We start from the raw sequence: 15,190 nt of genomic DNA on the forward strand, positions 1-15,190 counted from the left end.
GTCGGCGTCATCATGTCGGGCGACGGCTGTCACCCCTCCAGGGAATCGGTCCCCGCCCCGGCACCGTGACGTTACTGCCGGTGCGTGGACCGGTAAGGTCAGCTGCACGGTTAGCTGTGTTGCACGTCACTCACCCGGTGGCGTGTCGGGCGTCCGCTGGCGGCGGCCGGGCGGCTGCTACGCAGGAGGGGTGCTGTTGACCGAGCGGAGCGAGAGGAACCGGACGACCTCCGGCGGTCTCGGCCTGGCCGGTGCCCGTGCCGAAGCGTTCGCGCTGGTTCCCCTGCCGACCGCACCGGCCCTGCTCAGCACCGAGGACGGCGTGGTGGTGCGGGCGACGGAGCAGGCCGCGAAGCTCGCCGGCGAAACCAGCCCCGCCACCCTGGTCGGCTGCCGGCTCGCGGATCTGGTGGCGCGCGACGGGCAGGTTTCGCTGCTGCGGGCGCGCTGCGGCCGGGTCCCGGTCCGCCCGCTGAGCTGGCCGCACGCCGACGACGAGCGGCTGCGCGTCACGGTGCTGATCGACGTTTCGGACCTGACCGAGGTCTCGCCGGAGAAGTCCGGGGACTCCGAGAACGAACGGCGTTGGCTGATCGAGGCGCAGCGGATCGCGAAGGTCGGCAGCTGGGTGTTCTACCCGGAAACCGGTGAGCTGTACCAGAGTCCGGTGCTCACGGAATTCCTCGGCGGCTCCGGTGCGGAGGGCGCCACCGACGCCTTGTCGATGATCGCGGCGACCCATCCCGAGGACCAGGACCGCGCCGAGGAGTTCTACACCGAGGTGCTCACCGCCCCCGAAGGCGAACTGCTGGAGGTCGAGCTCCGCGACCTGCCCGGCAAGCGGATCTACCTGTGCACCGGGCGCGCCGAGTACAACCGCTCCGGCCGGGTGGAGCGGGTGCAGGGCACCGTTCAGGACATCACCGAGAACCGAGCGCTGGAGCGCCAATTACGCGACGAGCGGCGCAAGCTGCAGGACGCGCAGCGGATCGCCCGGCTCGGCACGTGGGAGTGGGATCCGCGGACCGACGTCTTCCGGTTGTCGCGGATGCTGCACGAGATCATCGGCAAGCCCACCACCGCGCACACCACCTTCGGCACCTACCTGGAACGGGTGCACCCGGACGACCAGGAATGGGTCCGGCAGGCGTGGCAGCCGCTGAAGGAGCACCACGAGCCGATCGAGGTCGAGCACCGCTACGTGCGCATCGACGGCACGATGCGGATCCTCCGCCTGCACGGCACCGCGATCCGGGACCAGGAAGGCCAGGCCGTCCTGGTCGGCACCGTCCAGGACGTCACCGAGCAGCGCGCCGTGGTGACCCGCATGGAGCGGTCCAGCCAGCGCTTCACCGACCTGGTCAGCATCACGCCGGTCGGGATCGGCCTGTTCGACCGGGCGGAGCGGCTGGTCGACGCAAACGACGCGCTGTGCGACCTGCTCGGCTACCGCCTGGAGCAGCTGCGCGGCATGACGGTCCCGGACATCACGCACCCGGGCGAGCGGGAGACCGGCCTGCCCACGCCCGCCGAGCGGCCGGGCCTCCGGCGCAGGGTGCCGCAGCGGGTGTTGGTGCGCTCCGACGGCGAGCCGGTGTACTGCGAGCTGCACACGTCCTCGTCGGTGCAGGACGACGGCACCCAGTTCTGGCTGGTGGTGTTCCAGGACATCACCGAGCGGCGGCGTGCGTCCGAAGCCCTGCGCTACCAGGCCACCCACGACGACCTGACCGGGTTGCCGAACCGGGCGGCGGTCAAGGATCTGCTCAGCCACCTGCTCGGGCGCGCCGACTCGCACCGCGTCGCGGTGTTGTTCTGCGATATCGACAACTTCAAGCGGGTGAACGACTCGCTGGGCCACGACGCCGGGGACGAGCTGCTGGTCGCGCTGGCGCGGCGGCTGGAAGGCGGACTGCCGGACGGTTGCACGGCCGCCCGGCTTTCGGGCGACGAGTTCGTGATCATCTGCCAGGACATCGACGCGGTCGGCGGCGTCGATTCCCTGGCCACCAGGGTTTCCGGGCTGCTGCGCACCGCGGTACCGGTGCACGGCCAGCTGATCCGGGTATCGGCGTCGATCGGCGCCGCCGTGCCCAACGGGTCGGGTGCCGGCGGCGAGGACCTGTTGCGGTTCGCCGATGCGGCGATGTTCGAGGCGAAGCGCCGCGGCGCCGGCAAGGTTTCGCTGGCCAGCCCCGCGCTGATGGCCTCGGCGGACCGGCAGCTGCACCTGGAGGGGCAGCTGCGGGAAGCGCTGAACAACGACGGCCTCGTCCTGCACTACCAGCCGGTGGTGAATTCCGACGGCGCGGTGGTCACCGCCGAAGCGCTGGTGCGGTGGCCGCATCCCGATCGCGGGATGCTCGCGCCGGACGCGTTCCTGCCGGTCGCGGAGCAGGGCGACCTGTTACGGGAGCTTGATCGCTGGGTGCTGCGGACCGCGCTCCGGGAGGCGGCGACGTGGCCTGCGCGCGGCGGCCGCCAGGTGGGCGTCGCGGTGAACCTGGCGGGTCTGGTGCCGGGTGGGCCGGAGTTCGTCGACGCGGTCGCCGACATCGTCGCCGAGACCGGCATCGCCTGGAACCGGGTGATCCTGGAGCTGGTGGAGACGGCGCTGGTGGACCTGCCGTCGCGGACCCGGCACGAGATGGGCGAGCTGGTCGCGCGCGGCGTGCGGTTCGCGGTCGACGACTTCGGCACCGGCTACTCGTCGCTGGCCCGGCTGAAGGACTTGCCCGCGCAGATCATCAAGGTGGACCGCAGGTTCGTCGCCGGGGTCGGCGGCGACGCCTCGGACTTCGCGGTGGCGCGGGCGGTCGTGGACATGGCCCGCGCGATGGGCCGCCTGTGCGTGGCCGAGGGCGTGGAGACGGCGACGCAGTTCCACGTGCTGTGCGGGGTCGGGGTGGACGCCTACCAGGGGTGGCTGTTCTCCGGAGCGATCCCGGCCCGCGAGTTCCGCGACCTCCTCGAACGAGGCCCGCTGCCCATCCCGGGAACGTGAGAACAGGGCCGTAAGTCCGTTGGGCAGCCGTAGAGGCTGTTTCAAGCTCGTCATGCGTGGCGGTGCGGGTGGCCGGAACCTGAAAAGCCGTCTGGTGTGCGGGATCTCCGACTCGTGTGTGTCCCGGTGCGCCACGCTGCGGCTGTCCTCGCCAGGCGACGCCTGAGAACGCGGCGGTGCCGGTTGCGGGGCGGGCCAAGCGGCTTCGCCGCTTCAAAGGCACTAGCCCGCCCTACCGCAACTCGGACGATCACTTCCGAATCAGCCTCTGCGGCAACCCCACAGGCTCACGGGGCTGCGCTGCGGAAATGGGGCGTTATGCGGTTGTCGAGCGGACGAGTTCGGCGATGCGGTGGCGGGGCAGGTCGATCAGCCGCAGGTCCAGGTCGTCCGCGTTGGGCGCGAGTTCGGCGATGCGGTCCTTGGCCTCGCGCTTGGTCAGGCTCTCGTCGGAGTAGGTGATCAGGCCTTCCCGCCAGATGTTGCCGCCCTTGCCGTGGTTCAGCAGGTAGCGCGCCACCGACGGGGTTTCCACCGCGTCCGCCACCACGACCGCGTGCTTCGAGTCCGGGCTGCTGCGGTGGAACCGCAGCCGGTACTTCGCCGCGACGAGCTCCAACAGGGCGTGCTGCGCGCGCTCGCTGGTGATGTCCGGGTGGTTGTTGTCGACCACGAATCCGGCGCGTTCGGCGTTGCACGCCAACAGCATCCGCAGCAGCCACGGCCCCGGATCGTTGCGCAGGTCGAACACCGGTGCGCCCTGCTGCTGCCGGATCGGCCGGGGCCAGCCGGGATCCCGCAACGTCGCGACCGGGCCGCCGACGCGCTCGCCGATCGCCGCCAGGAACTCCGGCGGCGCCGAGGCCTCCAACGCCTCCACCGACTGGGGGCCGTGCGTGTAGATCCCCGGCGCTTGGCGCAGGGCCAGCTTTCGGGTGTGCGCGGTCGGCTGGCACACGTACAGGTCGCTCGCGCTGCCGATGGCCTGTGCCCCGAAGTACCGGTGGAACCGGGGCAGGATCGCCTCGAACACCATGCCCAGCTGCAGCAACTCCTGCTGCACCTTGTGCCCCAGCGCCGGGGTCCGCGTGCTGTAGCCGTAGGCGATCAGGAGCCGGCTGTTCGGGCCCGCCAGGCATTCGGCGGCCCGCGTGGCGAACAGCCCGACGCCCTCCGGGGTGTAGGGCGGATCGGTGAACACCAGGTCCGCGCAGCCTTCCAGCACCGGCGGCACCCCGAACCGCAGGTCGGCGTGCAGGGTGCGGATGGCGAAGCCCTGTTTGGCCGCGACGGAGTCGATGTGCGCCAGGATCCGCTCGTCGAGGTCCACCACGGTCACCGACGCCGATGGCGCGACCAAGCTCAACGCCAACGACGTCAGGTCGTGATCGCCCAGGCAGAGCAGCTGCGCGCCGCGCAGGTCGTAGTTGTCGCGCAGCCATTCGGCGCGGCGTAGCGCGGTTTCCGGCGTAGCCGTCACGTGGTCGAGCGCTGCGGCGGGCGCCGGGCCGCTCTCGATGAAACCTCGCATCCGCTCCAGCTGTTCGGCCCCAGTGGACGGGGCGGGGCGCAGCTCGTCCAGCGCGAAGCGCTGCCGGTAGCGGTCGCGCGCTTCCGGCGTCAGCCGGTACGTCGCGCCGGTGGCTTCGACGTCGGGCCCGGCGGCGGCGAGCAGGTCTTCGACCGTGCGCCGCGCGACGGCCGTCCTGCGGATCAACTCGTCGAGCGGCAGCGCGACTTCGGCGAGCTGGGCGAGGATCTCGCGCAGCCGTCGGGCGAGGACTCCGGCGTCGGCGAGCACCGCGTGCACGGCGTCGATGGGCTCGGGAGTTGCGGGGTGCTGAGCAGTGTTCATCGGATTCCCAACCTTACGGCGTGCCCTGCGGCGCCGCCGCCGCGCCGGGCTCCCAGTCGGTGGGATGGTGCAGCTGGGACGCCCCGAGAAGATCACGCGTAGATATCGGTCCATCGCACGATTGCGCCGATCGAGTTAGGGTCGGCCAGGTTTGGGGGACCGCGACGATCTACGAGGGGGCTCGGTTGATCGAGTTCCAGGCCGTGCGCAAGCAGTACGACAACGGCACTGTCGCCGTCCACGAGCTGAGTCTGTCGGTGCAGACCGGCACTATCACCGTGCTGGTGGGGCCGTCCGGGTGCGGCAAAACCACCTTGATGCGGATGGTGAACCGGATGATCGAGCCGTCGTCGGGGAAGGTGCTGGTGGGCGGCACTGACGTGCGTGAGCGCGATCCCGCTCAGCTGCGCCGCGGCATCGGCTACGTCATCCAGCAGGCCGGGCTGTTCCCGCACCGCAACGTGCTCGACAACGTGGCGACGGTGCCGCTGCTGCACGGTCGCAGCAAGCAGGAGGCGCGGCGGCGAGCCGGTGAGCTGCTGGAGCTGGTGGGGCTGCCGCAGGAGTTGGGCAAGCGCTACCCGGCCCAGCTCTCCGGTGGTCAGCAGCAGCGCGTCGGGGTGGCCCGGGCATTGGCCGCCGACCCGCCGGTGCTGCTGATGGACGAACCGTTCAGCGCGGTGGACCCGGTGGTGCGGGAGGGCCTGCAGGACGAGCTGCTGCGACTGCAGGACGAGCTGGACAAGACGGTGCTGTTCGTCACCCACGACATCGACGAAGCCGTGAAGCTGGGCGAGAAGGTCGCAGTGCTGCGCCAGGGCGGGCACCTCGCCCAGTACGCCCGGCCCGACGACCTGCTCGCCGACCCGGCGGACGACTTCGTGACCGCCTTCGTCGGCCGGGACCGCGGCTACCGGCGACTGTCCTTCGTGGACCCCGACGGCGTGCGCCCGGAGCCGGTGGCCACGGTCGAGTTGGGCACGAAGGTGCCGCCGGAACCGCGCTGGCGCTTGGCGGTGGACGGAGACGGCCGGCCGCGGGGCTGGCTCCCGCCCGGGTCCAATGTGGATGGTGAGCTCGCCGAGGCGCAGCTCGTCGCCGGTGGGTCGCTCTACACCGAGCACACCCCGCTGCGCGGCGCGCTCGACGCGGCGCTGTCCGCGCCGTCCGGGCAGGGTGTCGTCGTCGACGGCGATGGCCGGTTGGTCGGCGTGATCACCACCGACCACGTGCTCGACGTGATCGCACAGCACCGCCGCGGCGTCGGCGAAGGGCTGCCATGATCGATTTCTTCGAAAGTCCCAGCAACCGGGAAATGGTGCTCAGCCAGCTCGGCCAGCACATCTACCTCGCGCTGGTGCCGCTGCTGCTCGGCGTGCTGGTGGCGCTGCCGCTGGGGCGCCTCGCGCAGCAGGTGCGCTGGCTGCGCGGCTTGTTGCAGGGCGGGGCCAACGTCTTCTACACGATCCCGTCGCTGGCCCTGTTCGTGATCATCCCCGGTCTGGTGGGGACGCCGCTGCTGTCCTCGGTCAACGTGATCATCGCCCTGACGTTCTACACCGCGGCACTGCTGGTGCGGCCGGTCCGGGACGCGCTGGATTCGGTGCCCGCGCACATCGTCACCGCCGCGACGGCGATGGGGTACCGGCCCGGACGGCGGTTCCTCGCCGTGGAGCTGCCGCTGGCGGTGCCGGTTCTGGTCGCCGCGGTCCGGGTTGCGTCGGTCAGCAACATCAGCCTGGTCAGCGTCGGTGCGCTGGTCGGCATCGGCGGTCTGGGCCGGTTGTTCACCGCCGGATTCCAACTGGACTACCCGGAGCAGATCGTCATCGGCATCGTGCTGACCCTGCTGCTGGCCCTGGTGGTCGACCTGCTGCTGGTGGCGTTGTGGCGGCGGTTGACGCCGTGGGCGCGGGCGGGGGTGAGCCGCGCATGATCGGCGAGCTGATCGCCTGGTTGACCGACCCGGCGCACTGGACCGGGCCGGGCGGGATCCTGGCCCAGACTCTGCTTCACCTGTACTACTGCGTGGTCTCCGTCGCCGCCGCATCCGTGGTGGCCGTGCCGCTGGGTGTCTACATCGGACACACCGGGCGTGGCGCGGTTCTCGTGGTGGGGATCAGCAACGCGATGCGGGCGCTGCCGACGTTGGGCGTGGTAACGCTGCTGGTCCTGGGCTTCGGGCTCGGGGAGGGCCCGGCGCTGGCCGGGCTGGTCGTCCTCGCGATCCCGGCGATCCTCTCCGGCACCTACGCGGGGGTCCGCAACGCGCCCGCCGACGCGGTCGATGCGGCCAAGGGCATGGGGATGACGCCCATGCAGCGGTTGTGGCAGGTGGAGCTGCCGACCGCGTTGCCGCTGCTGTTCGGCGGGGTGCGCAGCGCGATGCTGCAGGTTGTCGCCACCGCGGCGGTCGCGGCCTACGTCGGGCTCGGCGGGCTGGGGCGGATCCTGCTGGACGGGTTGAAGATCAGCGACTACGCGCAGATGGCCTCGGCCGCGATCGTCATCGCGGTGCTCGCGGTCCTGCTCGACCTGGTGTTGGCCGGCGCGACCTGGCTGTTGGTGCCGCGCGGTCTGGTGCTGGCCGCCCGACGAGGAGGTAAGGATTGATGAAGCGGTTGCTGGTGTGCGCCGCGGCGGTGGCTCTGCTGCTGACCGGCTGCGGTTCGCAGAACCCGTTGGAGGCCAACCGGAACCAGGGCGGCGCGCTGGTGGTCGGCTCGGCCGACTTCGCCGAAAGCGAGCTGCTGATGAACATCTACGCCGAGGCGCTGAAGACCACCGGCGCCGAGGTGGAGACCCGGCCGCGCATCGGCGCCCGGGAGTTCTACGTGAACGCGGTGCGCAACGGGGAGCTCTCGGTGGTGCCCGAGTACACCGGGAACCTGCTGCAGTACCTGAACCCGCAGGCGTCGGCGACCGAGACCCAGCAGGTCTACGAGCAGCTCAAGCAGGCCGTGCCGGGTGAGATGGAGCTGCTGGAGCAGTCCCCGGCCGAGGACTCCGACGTGCTGACCGTCACCGCCGCCACCGCCGGTACCGGGGTGCGGTCGATGGCTGATCTCGGGCCGCGCTGCGGCGAGTTCGTGCTCGGCGCGCCAGCGGAGTGGAAGTCCCGCTGGGAAGCCAAGATCGCGGAGGACTACGGCTGCCGGTTCAAGGAGATCCGCCCCGTCGAGGCGGGCACCATCACGGTGGACGCGTTGACGTCCGGCCAGATCCAGGTGGCGAACCTGTTCACCACCTCGTCGCAGATCGCGGCGAACAACCTGGTGAAGCTGGCGGACCCGAAGAACATGTTCCCGGCGCAGAACGTGGTTCCGCTGGCGCACAAGGGGAAGCTGACCCCGCAGCAGGCCGAGGCGCTGAACAAGGTGTCCCGCGCCCTCGACACGGAAAAGCTGACGGAACTCAACCGGAAGATCGAGGTCGACAAGGCCAACCCGGCCGATGTCGCCAAGGAGTTCGTCGCCTCGGCCGGCCTCTGATCCCTCGCACGGGCAGCCACCTGCGGGGTCCTGCTTGCCGGTCGCGTGGATCGGCACGCCTGGAGACGTGACGCAGCCTCCTAGGCCGAGCGGCCGCTGATCCTGGTGGTCAGTTCCGCCGCCGTTCGGTGGACCTGGGTGGCCACGTTCGGCCAGGTCTCGGCGCAGGGTTCGCCGCCCGGGGTGTCGCAGAAGTGGCGGAAGGTGACGCTGATCGCCGCGATGGGGCGCGCCCCGTGGTCGAACACCGCGCACGCCACCGAGGCGAAGCCCGCCGTCACGAAACCGTCCTCGACCGCCCAGCCGCGTCGGCGCTCCTCCGCCAGCAACCGGCGCAGTTCGGGCAGGTTCCGCGGGCCCCGGTCGGTCCGCCGCACGAACCGCTCGCTCGACGGCAGCAGGGCCCGCACGTGCGCGGCGGGCAAGTGCGCGAGCAGCGCGCGCCCGGACGCGGTCAGCTGCGCGGGCAGCCGGACGCCGACATCGGTTACCAGCGTCTGCGGCTGGGACGGGCGTTCCTTGATCAGGTAGAGCGACTCGCCACCGTGCAGGACGCCCAGGTGCGCGGTGCGGCCCACCTCGTCCACCAGCCGGCGCAGCAGCGGCCCGGCGAGGCGTTCCAGCGGGTCGTGGCGCAGGTAGGCCGAGCCGAGCTCGAAGGCCGCCATGCCCAGCCCGTAGCGCCGCTCCTCCGGCAGGTGGGTCACGAATCCGGCGGCGACCAGCTCGGCCAGCAGGTGGTAGGTCGTCGACCGGGGCAGGTCCAGGTCGCGGGCGATGACCCCGGCCGACACCGGCCCGGCGCGGCCCGCGAGGACCCGCAGGATGGCCAGCCCGCGTCGCAGCGCCGGAACGTCGCTGCTGCCGCCCATGACCCTCCGATCGGGGATTGGTGTCTGGTACTCCAGACACTCTCACCCTAACCGGGCTTCTGCCGACGGCGCAGTAGCGCTGATATGGAGTTATGCAGGACAACGTGCTCAATGTCGGTCCGGAGCCGCTCGACCGCGACGAGGTCGTCGACGTCGCCCGCGGCGGCACGCGCGTGGAACTGACCCGGCTCGCGGAGCACGGCATAGCCGCGACGCGGAAGCACATCGAAGCGCTGGCCGCCGAGCAGCGCCCCATCTACGGGGTGTCGACCGGGTTCGGTGCGCTAGCCGTGCGGCACATCCCCAGCGACCGGCGCGCCGCCTTGCAGCAGTCCTTCGTGCGCTCGCACGCGGCGGGCGCCGGCCCGGCCGTCGAACCGGAGGTGGTGCGCGCCCAGATGCTGCTGCGCCTGCACACGATCGCGACCGGGCGCACCGGCGTCCGCCCGGAAACCGCGCACGCGCTGGCCGGGATGCTCAACGCCGGCATCGTGCCGGTGGTGCACGAATTCGGTTCGCTCGGTTGCTCCGGAGACCTCGCGCCACTGGCGGCCGTCGCGCTCGCCCTGACCGGCGAAGGCGATGTTTTCGACGCGTCGGGGCGGCTCCGCCCGGCCGCCGAGGCGCTGGCCGAGGCCGGGATCGAGCCCGTGGTGCTCGCGGAGAAGGAAGGCCTGGCGCTGACCAACGGCACCGACGGCATGCTCGGCATGCTGGTGCTCGCGCTGGACGACCTGTCCGCGCTGCTGGACGTGGCCGATGTGACGGCGGCGATGAGCGTGGAGGCGCTGCTGGGCACCGACCGCGTGTTCGCCGCCGACCTGCAGCGCCTGCGCCCGCACCCGGGGCAGGCGGTTTCCGCGGCGCGGATGCTGGCGCTACTGGCGGATTCGCCGATCGTGGCCAGTCACCGCGGGCCCGATTGCACGCGCGTGCAGGACGCGTATTCGCTGCGGTGCGCACCGCAGGTGCACGGCTCGGCCCGGGACGCCGTCGGCTACGCCGAGACCGTGGCGGATCGGGAGCTCGCGGCCGCCATCGACAACCCGGTCGTGCTCGACGACGGCCGGGTGGAGTCCAACGGCAACTTCCACGGCGCCCCGTTGGCCCATGCGCTGGACTTCCTCGCCATTCCGGTGGCGGACGTCGCGAGCATGGCCGATCGCCGCACCGACCGGATGCTCGACGTCGCGCGTTCACACGGGCTGCCCGCGTTCCTCGCCGATGACCCGGGCGTCGATTCCGGGCACATGATCGCGCACTACACGCAGGCAGGGGTGGTCGCCGAGCTGAAGCGGCTCGCGGTCCCGGCGTCGGTCGATTCGATCCCGACGAGCGCGATGCAGGAGGACCACGTGTCGATGGGCTGGTCCGCCGCGCGCAAGCTCCGCCGCGGCATCGACGGCCTGACGACCGTGCTCGCGATCGAGCTGCTGACCGCCGCGCGAGCCCTGGACCTGCGCGCCCCGCTGGAGCCGGGCCCGGCCACCGGCGCGGTGCGGGACCTGCTGCGTACCCGGGTCCAAGGCCCCGGAGCCGACCGCCACATCGCGCCGGAGATCACCGCGGCCGAAGAACTGATCCGTTCCGGCGCGGTGCGCGAAGCCGTTGCCGACGCCACGAATTCCACAGTGGACCGGAGGATGTCATGAGCGAAGCCCGACCCGTGCGCGCCCCGCGCGGGACGACGCTGACCGCGCGCAGCTGGAGCACCGAAGCGCCGCTGCGGATGCTGCAGAACAACCTCGATCCGGAGGTCGCTGAGCGGCCCGGCGACCTCGTCGTCTACGGCGGCACCGGCAAAGCGGCCCGGAACTGGGCTTCGTTCGACGCGATGGTCCGGGAACTGACCACGCTGCGCGAGGACGAGACGCTGCTGGTGCAGTCCGGCAAGCCGGTCGGCGTCCTGCAGACCCACGAGTGGGCGCCGCGGGTGCTCATCGCCAACTCCAACCTGGTCGGCGACTGGGCGAACTGGACGGAGTTCCGCCGCCTCGACGCGCTCGGCCTGATGATGTACGGGCAGATGACCGCCGGGTCGTGGATCTACATCGGCACCCAAGGCATCCTGCAGGGCACCTACGAGACGTTCGCGGCGATCGCGGCCCGCCGCTTCGGCGGCAGCCTCGCGGGCACCCTGACCATCACCGCCGGTCTCGGCGGCATGGGCGGCGCGCAGCCGCTGGCGGTGACGATGAACGACGGCGTCGCCCTGGTCGTCGAGTGCGACCCCGAGCGCGCGCACCGCCGGGTCCGGCACGGCTACCTCGACGAAGTCGCCGACGACCTAGACGCCGCGACCGAGAAGGCCGTCGCCGCGAAGAACGACCGGCGCGCCTACTCGGTCGCCGTGATCGGCAACGCCGCCGAGCTGCTGCCCGAGATGCTGCGGCGCGGCGTGCCCGCAGACATCGTGACCGACCAGACCTCCGCGCACGACCCGCTGTCCTACCTCCCGCTGGGCGTCGACCTGGACGACTGGCACGACTGCGCGGCCAAGAAGCCCGACGAGTTCACCGAGCGGGCGCGCGATTCGATGGCCAAGCACGTCGAGGCGATGGTCGGGTTCCTCGACGGCGGCGCCGAGGTCTTCGACTACGGCAATTCGCTGCGCGGCGAGGCCGAGCTCGGCGGCTACGAGCGGGCCTTCGCCTACCCGGGCTTCGTACCCGCCTACATCCGGCCGCTGTTTTGCGAGGGCAAGGGCCCGTTCCGGTGGGCGGCGCTGTCCGGCGACCCGGCCGACATCGCCAAGACCGACCGGGCGATCCTCGACCTGTTCGGCGACGACGAGCACCTGGCGCGGTGGATCCGGCTGGCCGGCGAGAAGGTTTCGTTCCAAGGGCTGCCCGCGCGGATCTGCTGGCTCGGCTACGGCGAGCGGGCCGAGGCGGGCCTGCGGTTCAACGAGATGGTGGCCTCCGGCGAGCTCGAGGCGCCGCTGGTGCTCGGGCGGGACCACCTGGATTGCGGGTCGGTGGCCTCGCCGTACCGGGAGACCGAGGCGATGGCGGACACCTCGGACGCGGTCGCGGACTGGCCGCTGCTGAACGCCCTGGTCAACACGGCCTCCGGCGCGACGTGGGTGTCGCTGCACCACGGCGGCGGGGTCGGCATGGGGCGGTCGCTGCACGCGGGCCAGGTCACGGTCGCCGACGGCACCGAGCTGGCCGCGCAGAAGCTGGCGCGGGTGCTGACCAACGACCCGGGCATGGGCGTGATCCGGCACGTCGACGCCGGCTACGAGCGAGCGGACGAGATCGCCGCCGAACGCGGCATCCGAACCCCGCTCGTCGGCTGAGCACCCGTGAGCGTTTTGCGCTATAGCAACCAAAACGCTCACGGCCCCGGAAACTGACAGTAGAGCCAGCGTGGGCAGTTCTGCCCGTGACGCGGGTGTTCGGGAAGGAGCGGGCGTGGCGGGACCGAATGAGTTGATGGCGGCCATCGCCGATGTCGGCGAGGACCGGCGCCGGGGTGGGTACTCCCGGCACGTCTTCGACGACGCCGAGCGGCAGTTGCGGGAGTGGTTCGTCGAGCAGGCCGAGGCGCGCGACTTGCGGGTCACCACCGACCGGAACGCCAACATCTGGGCGTGGTGGGGCGAGCCGGGCAATGCCGCGGTGGTGACCGGCAGCCACCTCGACTCGGTGCCCGGCGGCGGGGCGTTCGACGGGCCACTGGGGGTGGTCAGCTCGTTGAGCGCGGTGGACCTGTTGCGGGCCAAGGGTTTCACGCCCCGCAAACCGCTCGCGGTGGTGGTCTTCGCGGAGGAGGAGGGCGGCCGGTTCGGCGTGCCGTGCCTGGGGTCCAGGCTGCTGGCCGGGATCATCGACGCGGACCGGGCCCGCGCGCTCCGCGACCCGAACGGGGTGACGTTCGCCGAGGCCATGAGCTCCTTCGGCGCGGACCCGGCGCGGCTGGGGCGGGACGAGGAGGCGTTGCGGCGCATCGGGCGGTTCGTCGAGCTGCACGTCGAGCAGGGGCGCGGCCTGATCGACCTGGGGCGGCCGGTGGCGGTCGCATCGTCGATCCTGGCGCACGGCAGGTGGCGATTCCGGTTCGGCGGTCAGGGAAACCACGCCGGCGCGACGCTGATCGCCGACCGCCACGACCCGATGCTGCCCGCGTCGCGGCTCGTCCTCGAAGCGCGCCGGATCGCTGAAGGCGTCGACGGCGGACGGGCGACGGTGGGGCGGCTGGTCCCGAACCCCGGCGGCACCAACGTCATCGCATCCACTGTGGACGTATGGTTGGACGCGCGATCGCCGGACGACCGGTCAACGAGGTCCATCGTCGAGGACCTGTCCGGGTCGGCGGCGGAGTTCGCTGCCGCGGAGGGCTGCCAGGTCGAGGTGGTCGAGGAATCCTACGGGGACACGGTGCACTTCGACACCGCGTTCCGCGACCAGCTCAGCGGCCTGCTCGACGACGCACCGGCGTTGCCGACCGGGGCCGGGCACGACGCGGGGATCCTCGCCGCCGAGGTGCCGACCGCGATGCTCTTCGTGCGCAACCCGACCGGCATCAGCCACGCCCCGGAAGAGCACGCGGAGCCCGACGACTGCGATTCCGGTGCACACGCGCTCACCCGGGTCCTGGAAAACCTCGCGGGGTGACGTGGATGGCCACGTACTGGTGCGAATGGGCCTGGCTGCCGTGCGGCCCGGAGCGGGGCGTGCTCTTCGACGTCGATGGCGGCCGCATCAGCGCCGCAAGTTCGGCGCGAACCCCGCCCGAGCATGCCGAACGGCTGCCGGGAATGACGCTGCCCGGGCTCGCGAACGCGCATTCCCACGCCTTCCACCGGGCGCTGCGCGGCTGGCACAACGGCGCACGCGGCACCTTCTGGACCTGGCGCGACCAGATGTACCAGGTAGCGGCGGCGCTGGACCCGGACAGCTACTACCGGCTCGCCCGCGGCGTCTACGCCGAGATGGCACTTGCCGGGATCACCTGCGTCGGCGAGTTCCACTACGTGCACCACGCCGCGAGCGGAACCCGCTACGACGACCCGAACGCGATGGGCCACGCCCTCGTGCAGGCAGCGCAGGACGCGGGGATCAGGCTCACGCTCCTCGACACCTGCTACCTGGCAGGCGGTTTCGGCAGGCCGCCGGACGGCGTGCAGCTGCGCTTCTCGGACGGCGCTGCGACGAGCTGGATCGACCGGATCGATCAGTTCACTGTGGACAACGACCGGGTTCGCCTCGGAGCCGCGCTGCATTCGGTCCGCGCGGTGCCAGCCGAGGAGATCCCGGAGGTGGCGGGCTGGGCTCGCAAGAGCGAGGCACCGTTGCACCTGCACCTTTCCGAGCAGCGCGCCGAGAACGAAGCATGTCTGGCGGCGCATGGCTGCACGCCGACCCAACTGCTGGAATCGTACGGCGCGCTGGGCGCGGATGTGACGGCGGTGCACGCCACCCACCTGGCCGCATCCGATGTGGCGCTGCTGGGCGACAGCGGTACCGGGGTGTGCCTGTGCCCGACGACCGAGGCCGACCTGGCCGACGGGATCGGTCCGGCGGCGGCGTTGCGCGTCGTGGGAAGCCCGCTCGCGATCGGCAGCGACGGGCATTCGGTGATCGACCCGTTCGCGGAAGTCCAGGCCGTCGAGTCGTACACGCGGCTGAACACCGAGACCCGTGGGCACTTCGCGGCCGACGAGTTGCTGGAGATGGCGACCACGGCCGGGCACCGGTCGCTCGGCTGGCCCGATGCGGGCTGGCTCGGCGTCGGCGCCCGCGCCGACTTCGTCGCCGTGGATCTCGGGTCGACCCGGCTGACGGGCGTCGCGCCGGAGGCCGTCCCGGCGGTAGCGCGGGCCGACGACGTGCGGGTCGTGATCGCCGATGGCCGCCGCATCGTGCAGGGCGGCCGGCACCAGGCGATCGACGCGGCGGAAGAACTCCACGACGCGATCAGCGCGCTCCGCGCGTGAGCAATGGGCGATACCAAGAACGGAAAG

General features: G+C 71.6%; 11 protein-coding genes. 9 read left to right on the forward strand and 2 right to left on the reverse strand.

All coding sequences use genetic code 11. From position 1 onward, the window contains the following. Positions 1-190: 190 nt before the first annotated feature. Positions 191-3,004, forward strand: coding sequence for a sensor domain-containing protein (locus SSPN_RS0100170; protein ID WP_010304830.1), 2,814 nt, complete (start codon positions 191-193; stop codon positions 3,002-3,004). Between the two features lie 316 nt (positions 3,005-3,320). On the opposite strand, the gene SSPN_RS0100175 is transcribed toward SSPN_RS0100170, so the two are convergent. Further along, a complete protein-coding gene (locus SSPN_RS0100175; protein ID WP_010304832.1) occupies positions 3,321-4,859 on the reverse strand; it encodes a bis-aminopropyl spermidine synthase family protein in 1,539 nt (512 codons plus the stop codon). A gap of 185 nt (positions 4,860-5,044) precedes the next feature. Here SSPN_RS0100175 and SSPN_RS0100180 point away from each other — a divergent pair, with 185 nt between their 5' ends. Genes SSPN_RS0100180 through SSPN_RS0100195 form a run of 4 tightly spaced genes read left to right on the forward strand, consistent with a single transcriptional unit; the run spans position 5,045 to position 8,350 of the window. Next, the gene (locus SSPN_RS0100180) at positions 5,045-6,142 is read left to right on the forward strand and encodes an ABC transporter ATP-binding protein (RefSeq protein ID WP_010304835.1); all 1,098 of its coding nucleotides are present in this window, start codon (positions 5,045-5,047) and stop codon (positions 6,140-6,142) included. Continuing rightward, positions 6,139-6,795 carry an ABC transporter permease gene (locus SSPN_RS0100185; RefSeq protein ID WP_010304839.1) on the forward strand — a complete coding sequence of 219 codons (657 nt, stop codon included), beginning with the start codon at positions 6,139-6,141 and terminating at the stop codon, positions 6,793-6,795. Before SSPN_RS0100180 ends, SSPN_RS0100185 begins: the two co-directional genes overlap by 4 nt. Next, positions 6,792-7,472 (forward strand): ABC transporter permease, encoded by a 681-nt coding sequence (locus SSPN_RS0100190; RefSeq protein ID WP_029534802.1) that lies wholly within the window; start codon positions 6,792-6,794, stop codon positions 7,470-7,472. Before SSPN_RS0100185 ends, SSPN_RS0100190 begins: the two co-directional genes overlap by 4 nt. Continuing rightward, a complete protein-coding gene (locus SSPN_RS0100195) occupies positions 7,472-8,350 on the forward strand; it encodes an ABC transporter substrate-binding protein (RefSeq protein ID WP_010304843.1) in 879 nt (292 codons plus the stop codon). The genes SSPN_RS0100190 and SSPN_RS0100195 overlap by 1 nt, the downstream gene beginning before the upstream one ends. 80 nt (positions 8,351-8,430) lie before the next feature. On the opposite strand, the gene SSPN_RS0100200 is transcribed toward SSPN_RS0100195, so the two are convergent. Beyond that, positions 8,431-9,222, reverse strand: coding sequence for an IclR family transcriptional regulator (locus SSPN_RS0100200; protein ID WP_010304846.1), 792 nt, complete (start codon positions 9,220-9,222; stop codon positions 8,431-8,433). A gap of 92 nt (positions 9,223-9,314) precedes the next feature. On the opposite strand from SSPN_RS0100200, the gene hutH reads away from it, so the two are divergent. The 4 genes from hutH (at position 9,315) to SSPN_RS0100220 (ending at position 15,163) form a co-directional block, all read left to right on the forward strand. Beyond that, positions 9,315-10,874: a histidine ammonia-lyase gene (gene hutH / locus SSPN_RS0100205; RefSeq protein ID WP_010304847.1), complete on the forward strand. Its 1,560-nt coding sequence runs from the start codon at positions 9,315-9,317 to the stop codon at positions 10,872-10,874. Continuing rightward, positions 10,871-12,523 (forward strand): urocanate hydratase, encoded by a 1,653-nt coding sequence (gene hutU / locus SSPN_RS0100210; RefSeq protein WP_010304850.1) that lies wholly within the window; start codon positions 10,871-10,873, stop codon positions 12,521-12,523. Before hutH ends, hutU begins: the two co-directional genes overlap by 4 nt. 136 nt (positions 12,524-12,659) lie before the next feature. Further along, complete coding sequence (locus SSPN_RS0100215; protein ID WP_044573105.1) at positions 12,660-13,841, forward strand: allantoate amidohydrolase; 1,182 nt, start codon at positions 12,660-12,662, stop codon at positions 13,839-13,841. Between the two features lie 5 nt (positions 13,842-13,846). After that, positions 13,847-15,163 carry a formimidoylglutamate deiminase gene (locus tag SSPN_RS0100220; protein WP_044573107.1) on the forward strand — a complete coding sequence of 439 codons (1,317 nt, stop codon included), beginning with the start codon at positions 13,847-13,849 and terminating at the stop codon, positions 15,161-15,163. Positions 15,164-15,190: the final 27 nt, after the last annotated feature.

The organism is Saccharopolyspora spinosa NRRL 18395 (genome assembly GCF_000194155.1).
Classification (GTDB): domain Bacteria; phylum Actinomycetota; class Actinomycetes; order Mycobacteriales; family Pseudonocardiaceae; genus Saccharopolyspora; species Saccharopolyspora spinosa.